Raw genomic sequence first — 19780 nt, forward strand, 5'->3', positions numbered from 1 at the left:
GCTCATTCTGCGGCTTCCTGCAGAGTCGGGCGTAGATGCATGATCTGACGCTCGGCATTTTCCAGACAGGTCTTCATCTGGGCTGCCAGCACCCGGACATTGGGCTCCAACACCATCGAGTCATGATCGCCCGGCACCTCGAACACTTCGATATTGGGGGCCCAGGGCGTCCAGTCATTGTCGTGGGTCAGGTAATAGCGCTCATGATGTACCAGTTTGCCCGGCCCCAGTTCCCATTTCCCGACCAAAGGCGGGCGGAACAGGGTCAGAGGGCCATTCCACGGATGCAGAGGATAGCTGTTGACGCTTTCCAAAAACGCAGCCTCGATCTCGGTGTCATGGAATTGCTGGCCGGTCTCAGCTGTTTCTTCCTTGGGTTGGCGTTTCTGGATTTCCCATGCGATCCGGTTTTTGGCCCATTTAATGGGGTAGCTTGCGCCTTTGTTCCGCATCTCTTGCAACTGGATCTTCAAACGATCCGCTTTGCTAAGCGGGTGCCGTACCGGTAGGGGCGTGTCGAGCATGACCAACGCCGCGATCTCTTCCCCAGCCTCAGTTAGCTGACGGGCGATCTCATAAGCCGTGATACCGCCACCCGAGAAACCGCCCAGCATGTACGGCCCCGAGGGCTGTACTTGCTGCATTTCGGCGATGTAATCCTTGGCGGCCTCGCGCAGATCGCGGTGCGGTTCCTCATCACCATACAGACCGCGCGCCTGCAGGCCGTAGAATGGCCGGTCGGTGCCCACCAAATGCGCCAGATGGCGCAGGTTCAGCACGTTGCCAAACATGCCCGCCACTAGGAAGAACGGAGTCTTTGGTCCGCCCTCGCCGGAATGCATTGGCACCAGATGGGTGAAGCGACGTTCCGGTATCGCCGGGGCCGCTGCTGGTGCGTCCCCTTCGTCGCCATCTTTCGGCACGCCGCGGGCAGCGATCAGTTCGGCGCATTTGCGGATGGTCGGGGCCTCGAACAGGACCGAGATCGGGAAGTCCACGTTATAGGCCTTGCGGATTTGCGCGAACAGGCGCACCGCGATTAGGGAATGCCCACCCAGATCGAAAAAACTGTCCTCTACACCGATCTCGTCAACACCCAGCAGTTCCTGCCAGAACCCGGCGAGGCGGCGTTCGATGTCATTTTCCGGGGCAACGTAATCCGAGTCCAGCTCAGGACGTTGGAATTTCTGATCCGAGCTTTCGGTGGATGCGCCGCTATCGGCGGCCTGCGCGATCAGTCCCTCCAGATCCAGCGAGGACAGGATGATCTGCGATTGCCCGCTGGCCAGTGCCTTGAAGAACAGATCGGCCCCTTCTGTCGCCGGAATACCCTGAGACAGGTTGTGGCGCAGCCGCTCCTCGGCCGGGGACAGGGGCGCGGGGGCGTCGACCTCAGAGGTAATCGCAGGGGCGCTTTCGGTGAAGGCAAAATCCACCGCATCTTCCATCCGGCGGATCGAGAAACCCTCTACCTCGATGCAGATCGTGCCGTCCGGGGCGGCGATGGTGACATCGAAACTGGCAGCCTCGCCCTCGGCGCGGTTTTCGCCTGCGTTGCGAACCCAACTGACAATCTGCGCGGGCAGTGGTGCATAAACGCGGACCGAGCGGTAGGAGACCGGCACCCAAAGGTGCGAGGCCTGATATCCTGAGATCAGCTCCATCGCCCAGCCCGTGGCTAGATCCATCAGAGCCGGATGCAGTTGGTAGCCCGATTGTATATCCGTTTGCAGTCCCTCAGGCAGCGCCAGATGAGCCAGGCCCTCATCCTGCCCCAGTGCAGTTGAAGTCAGCACCCGCCAGCGCGGGCCAAAATTCAGATGTGCCTCCTGCGGGGATCGCAGGCGGCCTGCGCCTTCGGCCTGATGGGCCGGGCCGCAACGGGCAGCGATGGCCTCCACATCCAGCCGTGCTGGCGTGATCAACGGCAGTAGAGACAAGCTCGCTTGGGCGTTCAGTTCGAACGCATCATCCGATCCACTCTCAACCGTTAGGTCATAGCCCACATCGCTGCGTGGCAGGCGCAGACGGACCTGCTGATCTTCACTGTCCGAGACTGCAAGAGGGCGCAGGAAATATAGGTCGCGAATTTCAAACGGGCCGGTTTCCCCCTGCACCCGCAAGGCCTCGGAGGCCAGTTCCAGATAGCCGGTGCCGGGCACCAGAGCATGACCGGCCTTGGTCCGGTGATCGTTCAGGAACCAGCGGTCATGGGCGTTGTAGGTGGCGTTCAGCAGGCGGTTGCCGGCCTCATCGAATGTTGCCTTATCCAGCATCGGTACATCTGCGGAGGTTACCGGCGCGGGCTCGGCAGTGCCGGTGCGGGCCTCCATCGCATCCGCGGCCATACCCACATCGGCCCAGATACCCCAGTTAACCGACACAACCTGCGTTTTGTCGCCCGAACGCGCGCGAGCATAGGCGTTCAGGTAGTCATTGGCCGCGACGTAATCGACCTGACCCACAGGTGCCGTTGCAGTCGAACTGGACGAGAACAGAACCAGCCAATCAAGCGATCCGTCCGGGAAAATCTGGTCGATGACCTGCGTGCCATGGATCTTGGGCGTAAAGACATCCTCGATCTCCATCATGGTCTTGGTCATGATAGGTGCATCGTCGATCAGGCCAGCCGCATGGATCACGCCGTTGATCTGGCCGAATTGCTGTGTGGCGCTTTCGACGCAGCGGCGCATTTCTTCAACGTTGCTGACATCTACCGACATCGGCAGCACCTTACCCCCAGCCGCTTCCAGCTTTTCGATGGCGCGGATACGGCGGGCCGTCTTGTCCTGTGGGGCCGAGTTGTTCAGCACGGTTTCCCATTGATCCCGCAGCGGTAAGTCTCCACGCGCGAGCAGGACGATATTGGCGTTTACCTTGGTAATCAGCGCTTCGGCCAGTGTCAGGCCAATGCCGCCAAAACCGCCGGTGATCAGATAGGTGCCACCATCGCGTAGGGGCAGATCGTCCAGAGACGGCTCCGCCAGAGCCTGCGGGCGATAACATTGTTCAAAACGCTTGCCTGCGCGGATCGCCGCTGTGAACGAGGCGGGCGGAGCCAGCAGGTCTTCCATCACTTGATCCGTCAGCCGCTCGGGGAGGGCAGGCGCACGGCGTTTGCCCGCGCTTTGCGGCAGGTCGATATCCAGCAGCGCACAGGTCAGGCCGGGGAATTCGCGCGGGATCACGCGGGTCGGGCCAGTGACCGTGGCTTTCTCGGGATAGGGCAGGGCTTCATCCCTCACCTGCAGCGCGCCCGAGCTGAGGACATGAAGGTGCAGGGGCATCGGTAGATCTTCGTCCCCGATTGCCTGCGCTAGGAAGAACAGACTGTAAAAACCCTGTTCCAGATTGCGGTGGAAGAAACTACCGCCGGGGCGGAAGGTCTCGGCCTGTGTCAGCAGCCAGCCATGCACAATCCGGGTTGGGATGCGTTCCTGTGCAACCAGATCGCGGATCAGCGCATCATAACTTTCGCGCCCGCGTTCGGGGGCCAGTTGGTAATGATCCTCGCTGATGCGGGCAAAGGCATCGCCGGGCGTGACCGTGACCACCTTGTGACCGGCTTGCTTCAGACGCGCGGTCAGGTTGGTACACAGCCCGGCCTCATCCGCAAAGATCAGCCAGCTTTCCTGCGCCGCTTCCGACAGATCGCCGGTGACATCGACATCGCAGGCCGCGTATTTTGGGGTCCATGCCACGCGATAGCCCCAATCGGCGGGATCTTCGGTGCGCATCAGCCATTGGCTGGCTGTCTCGATCTGTGTCGTGCCGGGTTCGATGAAGTAAGGTGAGCGCTGAAAGGCATAGGTGGGCAGAGGCACCCGGTTGCGCCTCGCCTCGCCCCAGATCTGTTCCCAGTCGAACGCGCCGCCCAAAGCCCAGATACGGCCCAGCATGGCCATGAAATAAGCATCGTCAGCCACGTCATCATTCGGGTGACGCAGGCTGCTGATCACTTGATTGGTATCCACCTTGTCATGCTGCCCGGTCAGTGAGGCCAACGCCTTGCCGGGGCCGACCTCAATGAAGATACGCTCTGGGTTCTCGGACAGCGTGGTGATGCAATCGGCGAAATGAACGGTGTTGCGCAGATGGCCGACCCAGTATTCGGGATCCGTGGCCTCGGCCTCGGTGATCCAGTTGCCACTGCGGTTCGAGGGGAAAGGGATCTGCGGGGCGTTCAATTCGATTGAGCGCAAATAGTCGCCGAATTCCTTCAGAATAGGCTCAAGCATCCGCGAATGTGCCGCGATGTCGATCGGGATGCGCTGACAGTCTACGCCCTGATTGCGCAGACGGTCCTCCAGATCGTCCAGCGCGGCCTGAGGTCCGGTTGCAACGCTCAGGCTGGGGGCGTTCACGGCGCCCAGATCGAGGTCATCCCCCAGTAGTGGCCGCAGATCATCGGCGGGCAGGGGGACGCTCAGCATACCACCAGCGGGCACCGTATCAAACAGCCGCCCGCGCAGATGTACCAGACCGATGCAATCCTCAAACGACATCACACCGGCCACGCACGCGGCGGTATTTTCGCCCATCGAATGGCCGACCAGAGCGGCGGGCTGAACACCCCATTCCATCCAAAGCTGCGCCAGCGCATATTCGGTGATCATGATCAGCGGCAGTTGCACCGAGGGCGTCTTCAACCGCTCATCCGCAGCCTCTTCTTGGCCCGGTTCGGGCAGCCAGATCGCGCGGATATCATAGTCAAGCTTGGCCTGCAGGATATCCAGACCCCGATCCATCCAATCGGCAAAGACAGGCTCGGTCTCATAAAGGTCGCGCGCCATACCGGCGTACTGAGCGCCTCCGCCGGGGAACATGAAGACATGCTCCGGCGCGTCCGAGATCACCGTATGGGTGAACACCCGACGTGGATCGTTTTCCTCAAGGATCGCGGCGGCTTCTTCATGGGTTTCAGCGACGATAACGCGCCGCTTTTCGAACCCGCGCCGTCCGTTTTTCAGGGTCCAGGCGATATCGGCCAGATCTTGTTTAGGATTGGCGCGCAGATGCGCGGCCAGTGCCGCGCTGTTGGCATCCAGCGCTTTCTTGCCCCGCGCCGAGACCGTGAGGATCTGAAACGGCCAATCTGACGGCTCGGATGCGGCCCGCTCGGGCGCTTCCTCCAGAATGGCATGAGCATTCGTGCCGCCAACGCCCAGAGAATTTACCCCGGCGCGGCGCGGACCCTTGTACGAGACCCAATCGGTCAGAGTGTCATTCACCCGGAACGGGCTGTTCTCAAAATCGATCGCCGGGTTGGGTTTCTCGTAGCCCAGGCTGGGCGGGATCTGTTTGTGATGCAGCGCCAGCGAGGTCTTGATCAAGCTGGCCACCCCGGCGGCGGTATCCAGGTGGCCGATATTGGTCTTGACCGAGCCCAGTCGGCAGAAGCCCGTTTCCTGCGTGGTCTCCGAAAACGCCTGTGTCAGCGCGGCCACTTCGATCGGGTCACCCAGATAGGTGCCGGTGCCGTGGCATTCGATGTAATCCACCGTGTCGGCCTGAACGTCGGCCATCACATGGGCCTCGGAAATCGCGGCGGCCTGACCATCCACAGATGGCGCCAAGTACCCGGCCTTGGCCGCGCCGTCATTGTTGATGGCGGTGCCCCGGATCACGCCCCAGATATGGTCGCCATCCTCAATCGCATCAGACAGACGCCGCAAAATGACAGCGCCAGCGCCCGAGCCAAAAACAGTGCCTTGCGCGCGATGATCGAAGGCGTGGCAATGGCCATCGGGTGAGAGCACCTCACCCTCTTTATAAACATAACCTCTGTTATGAGGGAGTTCGATCGTAACCCCCCCAGCAATCGCCATATCGCACTCACCAGTCAACAAAGCCTGCGTTGCATAGTGTGTTGCGACCAGCGAGGTCGAACATGCGGTCTGCACATTCACACTCGGCCCCTTGAGGTCTAGAATATGGCTCAGCCGGGTCGACAGGAAATCCTTGTCATTACCGGTATGGCGCAACAAGAACATGCCCACGTCGTCGACCAGATCCCGGTTCGAGCAGACATTGAAATAGAAATAGCTGCCCATGCCGCAGCCTGCGAACACGCCGATAGGTCCGGGGAAATTCTCGGGCGGATGGCCAGCGTTTTCCAGCGCTTCCCAAGCGACCTCAAGGAACTGACGGTGCTGCGGGTCCATGATGGCGGCTTCTTTTGGGGAAAGACCGAAAAACTCGGCGTCAAATTCCTCGAACCGATCCAGCGGCGCAGCATACGGCACATAGTCAGGCCGCTCAAGCAAATGTGGAGTCTCACCATTCGCAATGAGCTGTTCCCTGCTGAGTTGGTGGATAGATTCCACCCCCTCGCGCAGGTTAGACCAATATGCCGCAATCGAAGACGCACCGGGCAAATGCGCGGCCATGCCAACGATTGCGATGTCGCCGTCCCTGGCAGAAATACTCACAGTAGAACCATCCATAAATAAACCGGTTTGAGTGTAGGCGGCATAGTTGAGATTGCCAAACGAATCCGTAAGAAAACCTGGCCCGTCAGCCATTCAAATTTGTATGGATACCCTGTTGACCGGGTTGGGTTTTCAATCAGTCTACCGGCTTGTCGCATAACATGAAGCCACGACATGAAATCTATCACCGGCGCCTTATGTGTTTCCGGTTTGCGCACAATTCAGCACCATCTCTGCCATTGAGCAGTTTTTGCGCTTAACTCATCACGGCGGGGAAATAGGATTTGAGCAGCCTCTTGTGATTGCCCTGCAACAAGAAAGGATTCATCGCCCTTATCTGATCAGCCCGTCTCTCAAAGACAGAGGGTCGGGTATGAATCAGTACCCGGTTGCCCGTACAACAACGCCCACTGTGGCATAGAGAATGCCAACATCAGTTTTGAACGTCAGATCTTCCGCATAAGAGGTGTCAAAATCCGCGCGGCTTGCAAATGTGCTGGCGTTGCGTTCGGACACTTGCCATGAGCCGGTCAACCCGGGCCGTAGCGAGAAATATGCTTTACCGGGATAGAGTTTCTGCTGCTCGGGCATCATCGGACGAGGTCCAACCAAGCTCATTTCACCGACAATCACATTCCACAGCTGTGGCAACTCATCCAGTGATGTCTTGCGGAGAATCTTGCCAAATGGTGTAATCCGAGGATCATCCTTGAGCTTTTGCGTCTGCTCCCATTCAAGCCGCGCCAAGGTATTGTGGGCAAGATAATCATCCAGAAGCGATTGTGCGTTGGGCACCATCGTGCGCAGCTTCCACATTGTGAAAACGCGACCGTCCCGGCCAATACGCTGTTGTCCATAAAACGGGCTACTACCATCCCGGGCGACCAGAACTGCAAGCAGGGCTACAACGGGCAGAACAATCGGTAATGCTAGCAGAACAAAAGCTACATCCAGAAACCGTTTAAAAATCTTGCGATATAGCTGTGTGGAGTGAGCCGTTGAGCTCCGCGCACGAATGGTTGTACTACAAGGCCGAACCTCAGCGGAAATATTCGTATCCTGAATAGACATTTTTTACCTTTAAACCCAAAGCCTTAAATACGGCTTCACCACTAACCCACACATTGCGGGGCACAAAATGACCCAGCGCCTTTGATACATCGAAACACTTCAGATGGACAACTATGGCGCCTTTTTACTTAATATTGAGATTATACGTATATGAACTCCATCACAACGAAGCAATTGCGCCAGGATGGCAAATTCTAGCCTTACTCTGGCTACAATTTCGCAAAGTGCCTAAAATTGTTTATCTCACCACACGGTCTGTCAATCTGGGGTTGAATGCACGGAGCCCCTACTCTTTTTGCGTTTTTCTCATCTTTAGAGAAAATACCAAATGGCAAACGTGGATGGATATGTTCTCTAGGACCCAACCCCTTGATTCGCGCATCTCCATCTGCTTCCGAGACGTCATGCACACAAGAGGCGCTGACGCCTTGAAAAGCGCGGGCCGTCAACTCAATAGCAATTTTAGATAGTGACCATATGTGGATTTGGCGAATAGCTGAGCCCGCTCTTCAAGCGCTTCATCATTGATCCAGCCATTGGCCCAAGCGATCTCGTCCAGGCTGCCGGTTTGCATACCTTGGCGATCCGTCAGTGTCCGTACGAAGTTCCCCGCATCCAGCAGCGATCCATGCGTACCGGTGTCCAACCAGGCAAAGCCGCGGCCCATGGTTTGAACATTCAGCAGCCCTTCGTTCAGGTACATCTCGAGCAGGGATGTGATCTCCAACTCCCCGCGCTCGGACGGTTGAACCTGACGGGCGCGCGCCGGGGCGTCGCCGTCAAGGAAATAGAGACCGGTCACCGCATAGTTTGAGGGCGGGACTTTCGGTTTCTCGATGATACTGCGGACTTTCTGGCCCTCAAAATCGACAACGCCGTAGCGTTCGGGATCGGCCACGCGATAGGCGAAGACTGTTCCGCCGCTCTCTTGCGCATCTGAAGCACGCAACAGGTCCGGAAGACCGTGACCGAAGAAAATATTGTCGCCCAGGATCATTGCGGAAGGCGCACCTGCCAGAAAATCCTCGGCCAATGTATAAGCCTGCGCCAGACCGTCGGGCGATGGCTGGATGATCCAGGTCAGCGACAAACCGTACTGGCTGCCATCGCCCAACAGGCGTTGGAACTGCTCCTGATCCTGCGGTGTCGTGATAATCGCAATCTCGCGGATCTGCGACAGCATGAGCACGCTCAGCGGGTAGAAGATCATCGGCTTGTCATAGATCGGCAGCAGCTGCTTTGAGACCGCCATGGTAATCGGGTAGAGCCGCGTTCCTGAGCCGCCAGCCAGAATGATACCTTTGCGTTGCATGATCTATCCTTTCGAAGCAGGGCGATCGGTGACCTTAAGCTCGGCCAGCACCTGCGCCAGGCCCGCTTTCCAGTCAGGCTGCCCAAGCCCGTAAATGTCATTGAGCCGCGAACACTCCAGCCGCGAATTTAGCGGTCTGGGGGCCGGGGTCGGATAATCTGTTGTTGGAATATCGGTGATCTGAGTGGCCAGACCCGCCTGCGAGACAATTTCGCGCGCGAAATCGGCCCAGCTGACATCAGGCGCGCCGGAGTAATGGAACAAACCGCCCTCGGCCTGCCCTCCGGTCTTGGCCATGGTCAGGAGCGTCTCGGCGATATCGGCGGCCGGAGTCGGCCCGCCGGTCTGGTCGGCCACAATGGTCAGGCTATCTCGGGCCTCAGCCAACCTCAGGATGGTTTTGACAAAGTTATGACCGTGGGCTGAAAACACCCAGCTTGTCCGCAGGATCGCATGCCACCCGCCTGCTTGGGCGATCTGGCGCTCTCCGTCCAGCTTGGTTTGGCCGTACACACCCAGCGGACCGGTCGGGTCTTGAACAGTCTGGGGCGAGGCCCCTGCCCCATCAAAAACATAGTCGGTCGAGATATGCAGGAAGGGTAAATCACGGTCTGCCGCAGCGCGTGCCATAGCCCCCGGCGTATCGCCATTAATTTCCTGGGCCAGCGCGGGTTCATCCTCGGCCTTGTCGACCGCCGTATAGGCGGCGGCGTTGATGATCACATCGGCATCCGTGTTTCGGATCGCGGCGGTGCAGCTTTGTGGGTCGGACAGGTCCGCTTGGGACCGGTCCAGCGCCTCGATCGTGATGTCATGCGCCGGCGCATGCCTGCGCAGTTCCGTGGCCACCTGTCCGCTATGCCCGAAGACCAGCGCTTTCATCCGGCCACCCCGAGCCGCTCTCCGACGCCGCTGCGGTCCTGCAGGGCGGCCAGCCATGCACCATTGTCCAGATACCACTGAACCGTCTGCTCCAACCCGGTTTCAGGTGTGTACGAGGGTCGCCAGTTCAGTTCTTCCCGGATACGGGCCGGGTCGATGGCATAGCGACGATCATGGCCGGGGCGGTCGGTGACAAAACTGATCAGATCGGCATAAGGCGTTTTGCCCGGCTTCAATCGGTCGAGGATCGCGCAGAGCATTTTGACCAGATCGAGATTGGTCATCTCGTTTTCACCGCCAATATTGTAGCTGCGGCCCAGCTTACCTTGCTCCAACACCAGTAACAGCGCTTCGGCATGGTCTTCGACATGCAGCCAGTCGCGGATGTTGTCCCCTACCCCATAGATCGGGATCGGCTTGCCGGCCAACGCGTTCAGGATCACCACCGGGATCAGCTTTTCGGGAAACTGGTATGGGCCGTAATTGTTCGAACAATTGGTCATCACCACCGGCAGGCCGTAGGTTTCATGCCAGGCCCGGACCAGATGATCCGACCCCGCTTTTGAGGCCGAATAAGGTGAATTTGGCTGATAGGGGCTGTCTTCGGTGAAGAAGCCTGTCTCGCCGAGTGAACCAAAGACCTCATCGGTCGAGATGTGATGGAAGCGGAACGTATCGGGTTTGCCTGCCCCGACCCAATAGGCCCGCGCGGCTTCCAGCAGGACGTAGGTGCCGGTGATGTTGGTATCGATAAACGCCGCAGGCCCGTCGATCGAACGGTCTACATGGCTTTCGGCGGCCAGATGCATGATCGTGTCGGGCTGGTGTTTATTCAGGATCGCTGCCATCGCGCCTGCATCCCGGATGTCGGCCTGTTCAAAAACATAGCCCGGCGCATCCGCCACCGAGGCGACATTGTCCAGACAAGCCGCATAGGTCAGCACATCAACATTGACGACCGAATGACCATCGGCAATCGCGCGCCGGATCACGGCTGAGCCGATGAAGCCCGCGCCGCCTGTCACCAGAATTTTCATTTGATATCCTCAATTGTGAACGGGCTGTCGATGTCCCGCAAAAACGGTGCGATTTTATCTTTATCAGACAATTGCGGTTCGGCCAGATCGAGCGGCCAGTTGATTCCGACATCAGGGTCATCCCACCGAATAGCGCCTTCTGTTTCCGGTGCATAGGTGTCGGAACATTTATAAATGATCTCGGTCTCAGGCTCCAATGTCATGAACCCATGGGCAAACCCTGCGGGCACCAACATCATCCGCCCGTTCTCAAAACTCAGTTCCTCACCGACCCACTGGCCGAATGTGGGTGAACCCTTGCGAATGTCCACGGCAACATCAAAAAGCCGGCCGTGTCCACAGCGAACCAACTTGGCCTGCGCCCTTGGTGGAGCCTGGAAATGCAGACCCCGTACCGTTCCCACAGCGCCCGAAAGCGAGTGGTTGTCTTGAACGAAGACTGTGTCGATGCCTTGGGCTGTAAAACTGTCCAGATTATACGTTTCTTCGAAAAAACCACGCTGATCCCCAAAACGCTCGGGCGTAATTAAAACAACTCCCGGGATAGCAAAAGATACTAAATTCATAGGCACAATCACTTCATTCCACTATACCGATATATCACTCTATGAATCGTAATATCGACGGATCATACATCGTCAATCAAATTGTCACATTGCTCTGCAGTGCCGTCCAAAAGATCATATAGTTTGTAAGTGTCCATCTTCAGAGTTTTTCGCACCCCTGCGACGATCGACATCGGCGGGTGTTAGACTACAAAAGCTCGTAGTATCGTCAGCTGTTTCCGTGATCGACAAGGGCTCCGATCTGGTATTCGAGGGCTCCCGGCAGAAAGTCGTTTTTCAACAAGGCTTAGCTTTGTCGTCTGATACAAACGCCAAATCTCGTCCCGGGATCTACGGGCGACTTGGCGGGCCTCAAAAACGTGATCCATGCCGTTGTGTTCAAGATACTCAAGCATCGGCTACGACGTAAGACGAGTCGTTATCAATTGGCAAATAAAGCTGGTGAACAACCGTTGTCTGATCGCGCGTTGAGACCTCCAACACTAGGTTTTGCGGCAATCCCACCGAAAATTAGTGGTGCTCGCAATTCTTGCATTTGACGTCACTGACCAACTTGTCAGTGACGTTTATACTCCGGGCCTCTCGTTCATCTTCACTCCATGTAAGCTACGACAAACTAGGAAGCCTCGGTTTCTCAAACCCCTAAATCTGTCCGAAAGGTGCTGACGTCAGACAGATTGGTGGTACTACTTTTTCAAGTAGCTCAGCCGCTCGCTCTTGGTGAGTATGACAGGATAAGGTGTTTGTGTTACACAAACATACAATATGACAGTTTAAGAGTTGCAGTAGTGACCGCAAAGAATTTTCACATCCAAATAGTCGGAGATGGTTCCTTTTTTCCAAAAGCTAGTTCGGCCAATCATACGTATACTGGAGAAGTTCAGAACTCCTCGCCCACCCTCTATCTTCTAGGCGATGGAAGGTGGGGTAAGCCGCCAAATGTACAAAATACAAACCAGAGGATTACTGAGCACTTTTGTGATGCAGGGCAACGGGAACGAATAAACTAGATATTCGCGGCACCATGGCTGCTGCCAGATGGTTGTTGTCGAAATAAAGGGGTGCGCCATCCATCATAAGAGAGCATGTATCGTCGCCGCAGAGGCTGTCATGCGTACGCAAAACGGTAATATCCCCCTGCCGTTCAAGCCGGTCAAGAAGCCCCATCATCGGCCCCTGACGCGCAAGCAACGTCTCTACATCGACAATGCCAAACGCTGCTATTTCATTTTCCGATATTCTTCCGGTTAATTTGTTCATGACAAAGGTACGAGCACTGAATTCTGGGAACTCAGGGGGTTGCTCTATCACAAAGACTTTCAAGCCTTGCTGACGTAGCGTGTTGATCGTTCGCTCAAAACTTTCGATGTAGACTTCGTATTGATCAGCTGACGGATCGAACGCCTCTCCTTGCGGCCAAATTTTGATTTCGTTCTGAATATCTGCACCGATCCCAGTACCCTGCCCGTAATAAGACCAGCGCCCTAGGATAATCACCGCATCGATCCGCTTGTCTTCGGTCACGAGACGTTTGACCGCAGCATTTCTCTGCTCACATTCGCGATCTGTCGCTGCGGTCGCAACATATTCATCGACTCTGATATCAAATAGTGCGGGGCAACCGCCGCTCCACACGATAAGCGCGTCAGCGTCTGGTAGAGTGTCTCGGAAGGCATGTCGATATGTTGGCGAATGAGAGTCGCCCCAAATCAGCGTGTAATGCTCCGCCTCAAAAGGGGATCCGATTTCACAATACTCTATATCCTCGAGGCGCGATTGCGCACTGTCCAAAACACAATCCTGCGAAATGTCACCAAACAGATCAGTCGCCGCAATTGCTGCGCGCGTTTGTTCGTCAAATCTGTTAGGCATCCCATTTTTCTGGAACACAAGGAAGCCTGCCGCCATCAGTACCGCAGACATCGCTATGGTCGACGTGAAAACCGTTTTCTTGGTGGAGTATATTCCATAGGCTCCGGTCCGAAATGGCGCCTCGACATAGCGGTAGCTCAGATAAGATATACCAAACGTGACAAGGAGCATAATAGTGACCCCTAACGGACCGATCCCGTTTGTGTTTGTGTAACTGTAGAACACAAATAACGGCCAATGCCACAAATAGAGCGAATAAGACAGTGTTCCGATGAACACAATCGGCTTAAGGGTCAGGAATTTTTGAACAAAAGTAGGGCGTTCAAAATCTAATTGTATGATGAGCCATGCGCCTAAACAGACGGGGACGGCCGACAAACCTGGGAATTTCGTCGTCGGCTCATACAGAAGAACCGGAAGCAAGATCAAGGCAAGTGCAAACCAAGCGAGCACTTCCCTTATGATTGCGAGCTTGATCTTAGGTAAAACATAACAACCGGTTGCGACAAGAACCCCAAGCCCCAATTCCCAGATGCGTAGGGGGAACATATAAAATGCAAAGCTTCTGTTAGCCTCAACTACGATGAGCGCGGCCATAAAAGAGACAATACTGAGACCCAAAAAAACGAAAAAAAACTGACGGCGTGACATCCACGCCAGAAAACCAACGACAATTGGGAAAAACAGATAGAACTGCTCTTCAACAGAGAGAGACCAAGTGTGCAGGAGCGGCTTGAAGTGAGCTGCTGTGTCAAAATACCCGGTCTCCCGGTAGAACTCAACGTTCGAAAGATATACGGTTGCTGCAACGAAGCTCTTGGAAAAGCTACGAAAATCCTCTGGTAACAGTAGAAAGTAGGCCAACAGCAGAGAAACGCTCAGCATGAGGAAATAGGCTGGGAACAGGCGACGAACTCTGCGGTAATAAAAATCTGAGAATACAAATTCTCCCTTTTCAACCTGATCAAATATCCGCGTGGCGATTAGAAAACCCGACAAGACAAAAAAGACATCCGGCCCTATGAACCCACCGCCAAAACCAGGAACACCAAAATGAAAAAAAACGATTGCAACAACAGAGATCGCACGCAGGCCATCAATGTCTGGACGATACGTCAAAGCCGTGCTTCCTTTTTCAACACTCGAACACTGTAACGGGACGCTCTAGAAAAAGCGGCTTGCGGGCTTCAAATGTTTTGACAGCCAAACATTGTTCGGTGACGGACTGGTAATAATCCCGCATCAAATCCGACGGAACTTCGGTCAAAAGATAGTCAAGATCCCGGACCACCAAGATTCTAAAACCTTTGTCTCGCCAGTATCCAAGCTGCCATTCTTCTTTCTGAAGTGGCCAACTGTGGGCTTTGACCTCATAGTTGACGTCCTCTTCGTCGACATCCTCCAACCCGTACATTGCGCTTGGGGCATTGACGTAAAAAAGCGCGTTCGGGTTGGTATTCCGTATCAGGCGCTCAGGCGCCATTTCCGGTAGTTCGACACTATATTTTTTGGCAAGCCTGTCTAAGCGTTGCAACTCCATGTCTTGCGCCAACGCATGCTGCTGCACCCCCAAAGGTTGAGACGTCAGTATACGGTCCGCACCGAAATTCCTACTCAGATACGCTTCCAGATCTTCCGTTACAGGTACCGCCATAGCCTGGCTGACGGGAACAGCTGCCCCCACAACCGCCAACAGGGTAGCAACGCCCCCCACACTTAGCGCAGCAATACGCCAGCCCCTCTCTGCCACCGCCGCGGCGCTCCCGAGAACCATACATGCAAGCAGCAAAAAACCAGCAAAATTTGCGATCCAGAGGTGCTCAGGCTGCCTGGATCCCGCGATATAGGCTGTCATGAGACTGCCAACCATCAATGATCCCCAGATGACCCAAAGAACATCTCGATTTGGAAGGTAGATTACCCTCCTTGCTAGCAACCCCAATGGCGTCAACAAGACAAGCAGGGCAATAACAGGGTTCAGGCCCCAATATAAATCGAGTGACCGTACCGCCAGGGTGGTCAGCCCGACAGCAAAGCCTTCCCCCTCCTGAACAGACATCACGGATTGAATCTCCTGGTATTCAAGGAAATTCTCAAGGTCGAGCAAAATTCCAATATTCAAGATGGGCCAGAGGATCAGAACGCCTACCCCTGCCTGCAATGCCGAGGCTAAACATGACTGCAGACCTTCCCGCCGCAACAGAATGATGATCCAGCCAATCGCGAGCGGCCCCAGTATGAAAACAGCCGAATGCTTGAAGCTGACCGCCAGAACAACACCCAATCCGGTCATAAAATCCCACCGCTTCGGGTGCTTCGTTTCTACACGCTTCCACAAACAGAAAAATACCCAAACAATCGCAACAGCTAAAGCGCTGTCTCCCTTGGCGATATGGGCCATGAAAACGCCCAGTGGAAACAAGGCCCCCATCAGACCAATCCACACCGCTATTGGGGTCTTCAATTGCGCTTGACGGGCAAAGGCAAAAAACAGCGGGGCCATCAATGCACTGATCATCGCTGTCGTATACCGAGCGGTCAGATAGAACGGCGTCGGGTCCTCAAAATACGCGGCCCGAAACTCACCGGGAGAACTCCACATTCCCGTCCCCAGACCAAACGTGAACAGTCCAGCAAAAGCCACAGCATTGAGATAGTTGATCAGCGGCGGATAAAAGTGTTGGCCGGGAACCAATTGCCCTGTCATAACCTTCGCCGCATCGTTTATGCGCTCATCCCCATGAAAATAACCATAATCCGCTCCGCTTGCCCGCAGAACCAAAGCGATCAGGTAAAGACATAGACTCAGCACAATTATAGCTGTTTTTTGGTCAAATTTATTATTTAACATGAAACAAGTCGTACCCGGGTTACCTTTTAAGAAACTACTATGTTCTTTGAAATGAAAGCAATTCGCACAAGGTTGGCCCATATCTTCATCCCTCACAATGCATAATGCGCCAAGTAACGGTGGAATAGTTTGCAAAACAGAAACATGATACCAAGTTCCGAATTCCATCAGCAAAACAGAGATGTTCCCCTTTTTGTAGATCTAGACGAAACACTTGTGCGCACCGATGTGGCGCTGGAACTTCTGATACGCGGTTTGCGTCACAAAGATTGCGTGAAGATGATCGTCCCTACCCTGGCGCGCGGGGATCGTGCTGATCTTAAACATCAGCTTGCCAAGACAGTGGAACTACAAGCTGAACTGCTGCCGTACAACCAAACTGTCGTTACGTATCTACAGGCTGCCCGAAACGCCGGTAGGACTGTTATACTGGCGACCGCTGCGGATATTTCAATCGCACGTCAGGTCTCAGATCACCTAGGACTGTTTGATGGCATCATTGCCTCTGGACCCGGTCACAACATGAAGGGACAGGCTAAGCTAGAGGCCATTCAAAATTACATAGAAGGCCAGAGTTTTGAATACATAGGCGATTCAACAGCGGATCTGCCAATCTGGCGCGTCGCTACGCTGCGGGGGTTTGTGAATGCTCCGCTCAAGGCAAAAGAATTGATGGCAGAAGACCCCAAATTGGTTTCTATTCTGCTGAACGACAAGGAACCCACGCCCCGCCCATTGATACGTGCAATGCGCCCGCATCAATGGAGCAAGAATGCCCTCCTTTTTCTGCCCTTGCTCTTCTCGCACACCTATACCGAACTGCATAATCTAGTGTTGTCGGTTCTGGCCTTTCTATCTTTCTCGGCCTGTGCCTCAGCCGTTTATCTGTTCAACGATTTACTGGATATCGAAGCAGACCGCATGCATCCCAGCAAATGTCGCCGCCCTTTCGCAAGCGGTGCACTGGCTTCCACCACAGGTCTGCTGGTTGGGGTTGCCTTGTTTGGCCTCGCGCTGATCATAGCCTTCTTTGCGGTCGGCCCCATTTTCGGCCTAGTACTGATCGGCTATATCATCATGACTAAATGCTATTCGATCTGGCTCAAAAAATATTCGACAGTCGATGTTGTCGCCTTGGCACTTTTATACACAGTTAGGATACTCGCCGGAGCGGCAGCTATCATGGTGCCGGTCAGCCCCTGGCTTCTTAGTTTCTCACTCTTTTTCTTTCTCAGCCTCGCGTACATGAAACGCTTTATAGAACTGAGCCAAACAAAGAACGGGCAACCACTTGCCCAACGGGGTTACAGCACATCCGATTTGATTATGGTGCAAATCTTCGGAATCTCCAATGGAGCCGTAGCGCTGCTCACGCTTGCACAATACATCAACAACCCAGGAATTGTAGAACGTTATCAAACCCCAGAATTACTCTGGCTAATTGTCCCATTGATGATGCTTTGGGTTTATCGTGCATGGATGTGGGCCAGCCGTGGACGCATTGACGACGACCCAGTTGTCTTTGCTTTGAGGGACCGTTCCAGTCAGGTGACAGCGCTACTCGCAGGCGGAATAATTTTGGGCGCACGTCTGATTGACATGAATTGGGTATTACAATGAATCTCACGAGCTTTGTCATTGTTTTTGCCAGCGTGTCTCTATCCGCGCTGGCGCAGACATCATTCAAAATTGGGGTAGAACGGGTCCGCTGGAGTGCGGACGCATCCATACTTGGTAAATCTCTCGCAATGCTCTTGTCGCCATATGTCATTGGAGGCCTTGCCCTGTACGGTGTCGGAACCATTCTTTGGCTATTTGCGTTGCGCCAGCTGGAACTCTCTGTTGCTTATCCGTTTGTTGCAATGAGTTTTGTAATGGTACTGGCTTCTGGAGTGTTCTTTTTGGGTGAGCCACTCTCAGTTGGGCGCATCATAGGTGTATGCTTGATTGTCTCAGGACTGGTGGTAATTTCTCAGTCAACATGAACAATCAATACCGCATTAGGCAGAGATAAAACCACCACGGGGTTACTCCTTGGCTTACACTTATGCGATTAGGGTCAGGACCCATTGATTTTCGGGTAGCGGTGTGATTCACGGTTCAAAAAACGAGCGGTGAACATGTCCGATCTTTTTTGGTTAAGTGACGCGCAGATGGCGTGTCTGAAGCCCTTCTTTCCCAAGCCCCATGGCAAACCAAGCGTTTATGATAGGTGCGTGTTGAGTGGGATTATCTTCATCAACCGCAATGGGTTACGATGGCAGGATGCGCCCCCAGGGAGTACGGGCCTCACACGACCATGTACAACCGCTGGAAGCGGTGGAGTGACAAAGGCATATTTGCCCAGATGATGGTCGGCCTGGCCGCTGAACATGGTGAAGAGAAGACGGTCATGATCGGTGCCACCTATGTGAAAGCCCACTGCACATCGTCCAGTTTAGCCGTAAAGGGGGGGACGCGGTCGCATGATCAGTAGAACCAAAGGCCTTCCTCTCAACCATCGCTCTCGCCGCAACCGTCATATTCTGGCTATGAAGTAAGAACGATTCCTGACCCTACGACTGCACAATTAAGCCTTCAAATAGGAACAAAAAATACCGCAGGTCCGAACATTATCCGATCTCAGTTTGCAGCCATGTTTTCAAGCGCTCGACAAACTCAGCGTCCAGACGGGAGCCACTGAGCACCAGTTTTCGTTTATCCACATCATGTTGGACTTGAACACTTCCAATTCGTTCAGAGATTTTCTTGGCGTCTATGTCAGGTTCTTCTCGGTCCTGCTGGCCTCGTTCTTTCTTAGCAAGAAAACTTGAGATCACCTTAGCTTCTGCTGCGGGGGTCCCCAGAGGAGTATTCCGCAGTGTTTTGGAAATACGCAGTCTCAGTTTAGGCTCTTCTTTGAGAGCTTTGGATAGAGCCAACCCCAATCGCTCAGGTATTGAAGCTGCAAATCCCAATTCTTCATCGAGCGCATGATAAATCGCAATGAACGAACCGATCTTCGAACGCTTGGCACGGCTGGCTGTAGCGAAGAGCTCCCGCAGAGCGCTGCCTTCATCCGGATATACCCCCTGCTCTACTGCACGTGCGACGATCCGTGCGCGTTCGTAATAAGACAACCCTACGCGGATTTCGTTTTCCTCGACCATCGCCAGATACGCGTCTGAGGCGTTCTCTGGGCGTCTTAGCAGCGCCTGTACGGTGGCGAAGCGGTCTTCTCCGGTTTCCGCGTACAGCGCCTTCAGCGCTGTCAGGCGGCGCCAGCCGGAAATCAGGCCGAACCGGTCCTCGGACAACTGAACCACTTCGATAGGGGTTTGCTGGCCGCGGGCGCGGATGCTTTCGACCAGGGCTGACATCTCTTCCCCATCCACTGCAATCCGGTCGCGTACCAGATGGGCCTCCTCGATGGCCATCAGTGGCACCTGCTGTACCAGCCTGCCCTCGGCCCGGGCAGTGCGGATCTCAGCGCTCAGATCATCAACAGCAGCCTGCAGCGCCGTATCGCCGGCCACTTGCGCGATCGGGGGCGCAGCTTGAACGGACGGGAACATGGATTTCGTTTCCGGTGCGGTGCCCGGGGTTCCGGCAGACTGGAAATCGGCGCGGGCAGGGGTCAGTCGTTTGCGTTTTGCCATGTCAAATCCTCCTTAATCTGCGGGTCATAGACTCAGTTGCATGTCGTCCGACCACCGATCCGTACGGTGCGCGTGGCAAGTGTTTCGCGCGCGAAACATTCATCAGGCAGGGCAGGGGGG

General features: G+C 55.1%; 11 protein-coding genes and 1 pseudogene. 3 read left to right on the forward strand and 9 right to left on the reverse strand.

The features are described 5' to 3' along the window. Positions 1-2 precede the first annotated feature (2 nt). The 8 genes from ACR0J4_RS21585 to ACR0J4_RS21620 form a co-directional block, all read right to left on the reverse strand. A complete protein-coding gene (locus ACR0J4_RS21585) occupies positions 3-6446 on the reverse strand; it encodes a type I polyketide synthase (protein ID WP_170644101.1) in 6444 nt (2147 codons plus the stop codon). Between the two features lie 363 nt (positions 6447-6809). Continuing rightward, complete coding sequence (locus tag ACR0J4_RS21590; protein ID WP_170644103.1) at positions 6810-7502, reverse strand: sugar transferase; 693 nt, start codon at positions 7500-7502, stop codon at positions 6810-6812. A gap of 445 nt (positions 7503-7947) precedes the next feature. Further along, entirely contained in the window at positions 7948-8817 is an 870-nt protein-coding gene (gene rfbA, locus ACR0J4_RS21595) for a glucose-1-phosphate thymidylyltransferase RfbA (RefSeq protein WP_170644132.1), read from the reverse strand. After that, the gene (rfbD, locus tag ACR0J4_RS21600; protein WP_170644105.1) at positions 8818-9696 is read right to left on the reverse strand and encodes a dTDP-4-dehydrorhamnose reductase; all 879 of its coding nucleotides are present in this window, start codon (positions 9694-9696) and stop codon (positions 8818-8820) included. It abuts the gene before it with no gap. Further along, positions 9693-10733, reverse strand: coding sequence for a dTDP-glucose 4,6-dehydratase (rfbB, locus tag ACR0J4_RS21605; RefSeq protein ID WP_170556538.1), 1041 nt, complete (start codon positions 10731-10733; stop codon positions 9693-9695). The genes rfbD and rfbB overlap by 4 nt, the downstream gene beginning before the upstream one ends. After that, a complete protein-coding gene (gene rfbC, locus ACR0J4_RS21610; RefSeq protein WP_170644134.1) occupies positions 10730-11299 on the reverse strand; it encodes a dTDP-4-dehydrorhamnose 3,5-epimerase in 570 nt (189 codons plus the stop codon). Before rfbC ends, rfbB begins: the two co-directional genes overlap by 4 nt. 963 nt (positions 11300-12262) lie before the next feature. After that, entirely contained in the window at positions 12263-14290 is a 2028-nt protein-coding gene (locus ACR0J4_RS21615) for an acyltransferase family protein (RefSeq protein WP_170644107.1), read from the reverse strand. A gap of 16 nt (positions 14291-14306) precedes the next feature. Further along, the gene (locus ACR0J4_RS21620; RefSeq protein ID WP_170644109.1) at positions 14307-16190 is read right to left on the reverse strand and encodes a phospholipid carrier-dependent glycosyltransferase; all 1884 of its coding nucleotides are present in this window, start codon (positions 16188-16190) and stop codon (positions 14307-14309) included. Here ACR0J4_RS21620 and ACR0J4_RS21625 point away from each other — a divergent pair. The 3 genes and pseudogenes from ACR0J4_RS21625 to ACR0J4_RS21635 form a co-directional block, all read left to right on the forward strand. Next, positions 16167-17642 (forward strand): UbiA family prenyltransferase, encoded by a 1476-nt coding sequence (locus ACR0J4_RS21625; protein ID WP_170644112.1) that lies wholly within the window; start codon positions 16167-16169, stop codon positions 17640-17642. The two genes, ACR0J4_RS21620 and ACR0J4_RS21625, sit on opposite strands and share 24 nt — an antisense overlap. After that, positions 17639-18007 (forward strand): DMT family transporter, encoded by a 369-nt coding sequence (locus tag ACR0J4_RS21630; RefSeq protein ID WP_170644114.1) that lies wholly within the window; start codon positions 17639-17641, stop codon positions 18005-18007. Before ACR0J4_RS21625 ends, ACR0J4_RS21630 begins: the two co-directional genes overlap by 4 nt. Positions 18008-18142: 135 nt before the next feature. Further along, positions 18143-18508, forward strand: a pseudogene (locus ACR0J4_RS21635) (transposase); the annotation flags it as partial. A gap of 126 nt (positions 18509-18634) precedes the next feature. Here the strand turns inward: ACR0J4_RS21635 and ACR0J4_RS21640 are convergent. After that, positions 18635-19660 carry a ParB N-terminal domain-containing protein gene (locus ACR0J4_RS21640; protein ID WP_170644116.1) on the reverse strand — a complete coding sequence of 342 codons (1026 nt, stop codon included), beginning with the start codon at positions 19658-19660 and terminating at the stop codon, positions 18635-18637. Positions 19661-19780 lie beyond the last annotated feature (120 nt).

It is taken from the genome of Ruegeria sp. B10 (assembly GCF_056539825.1).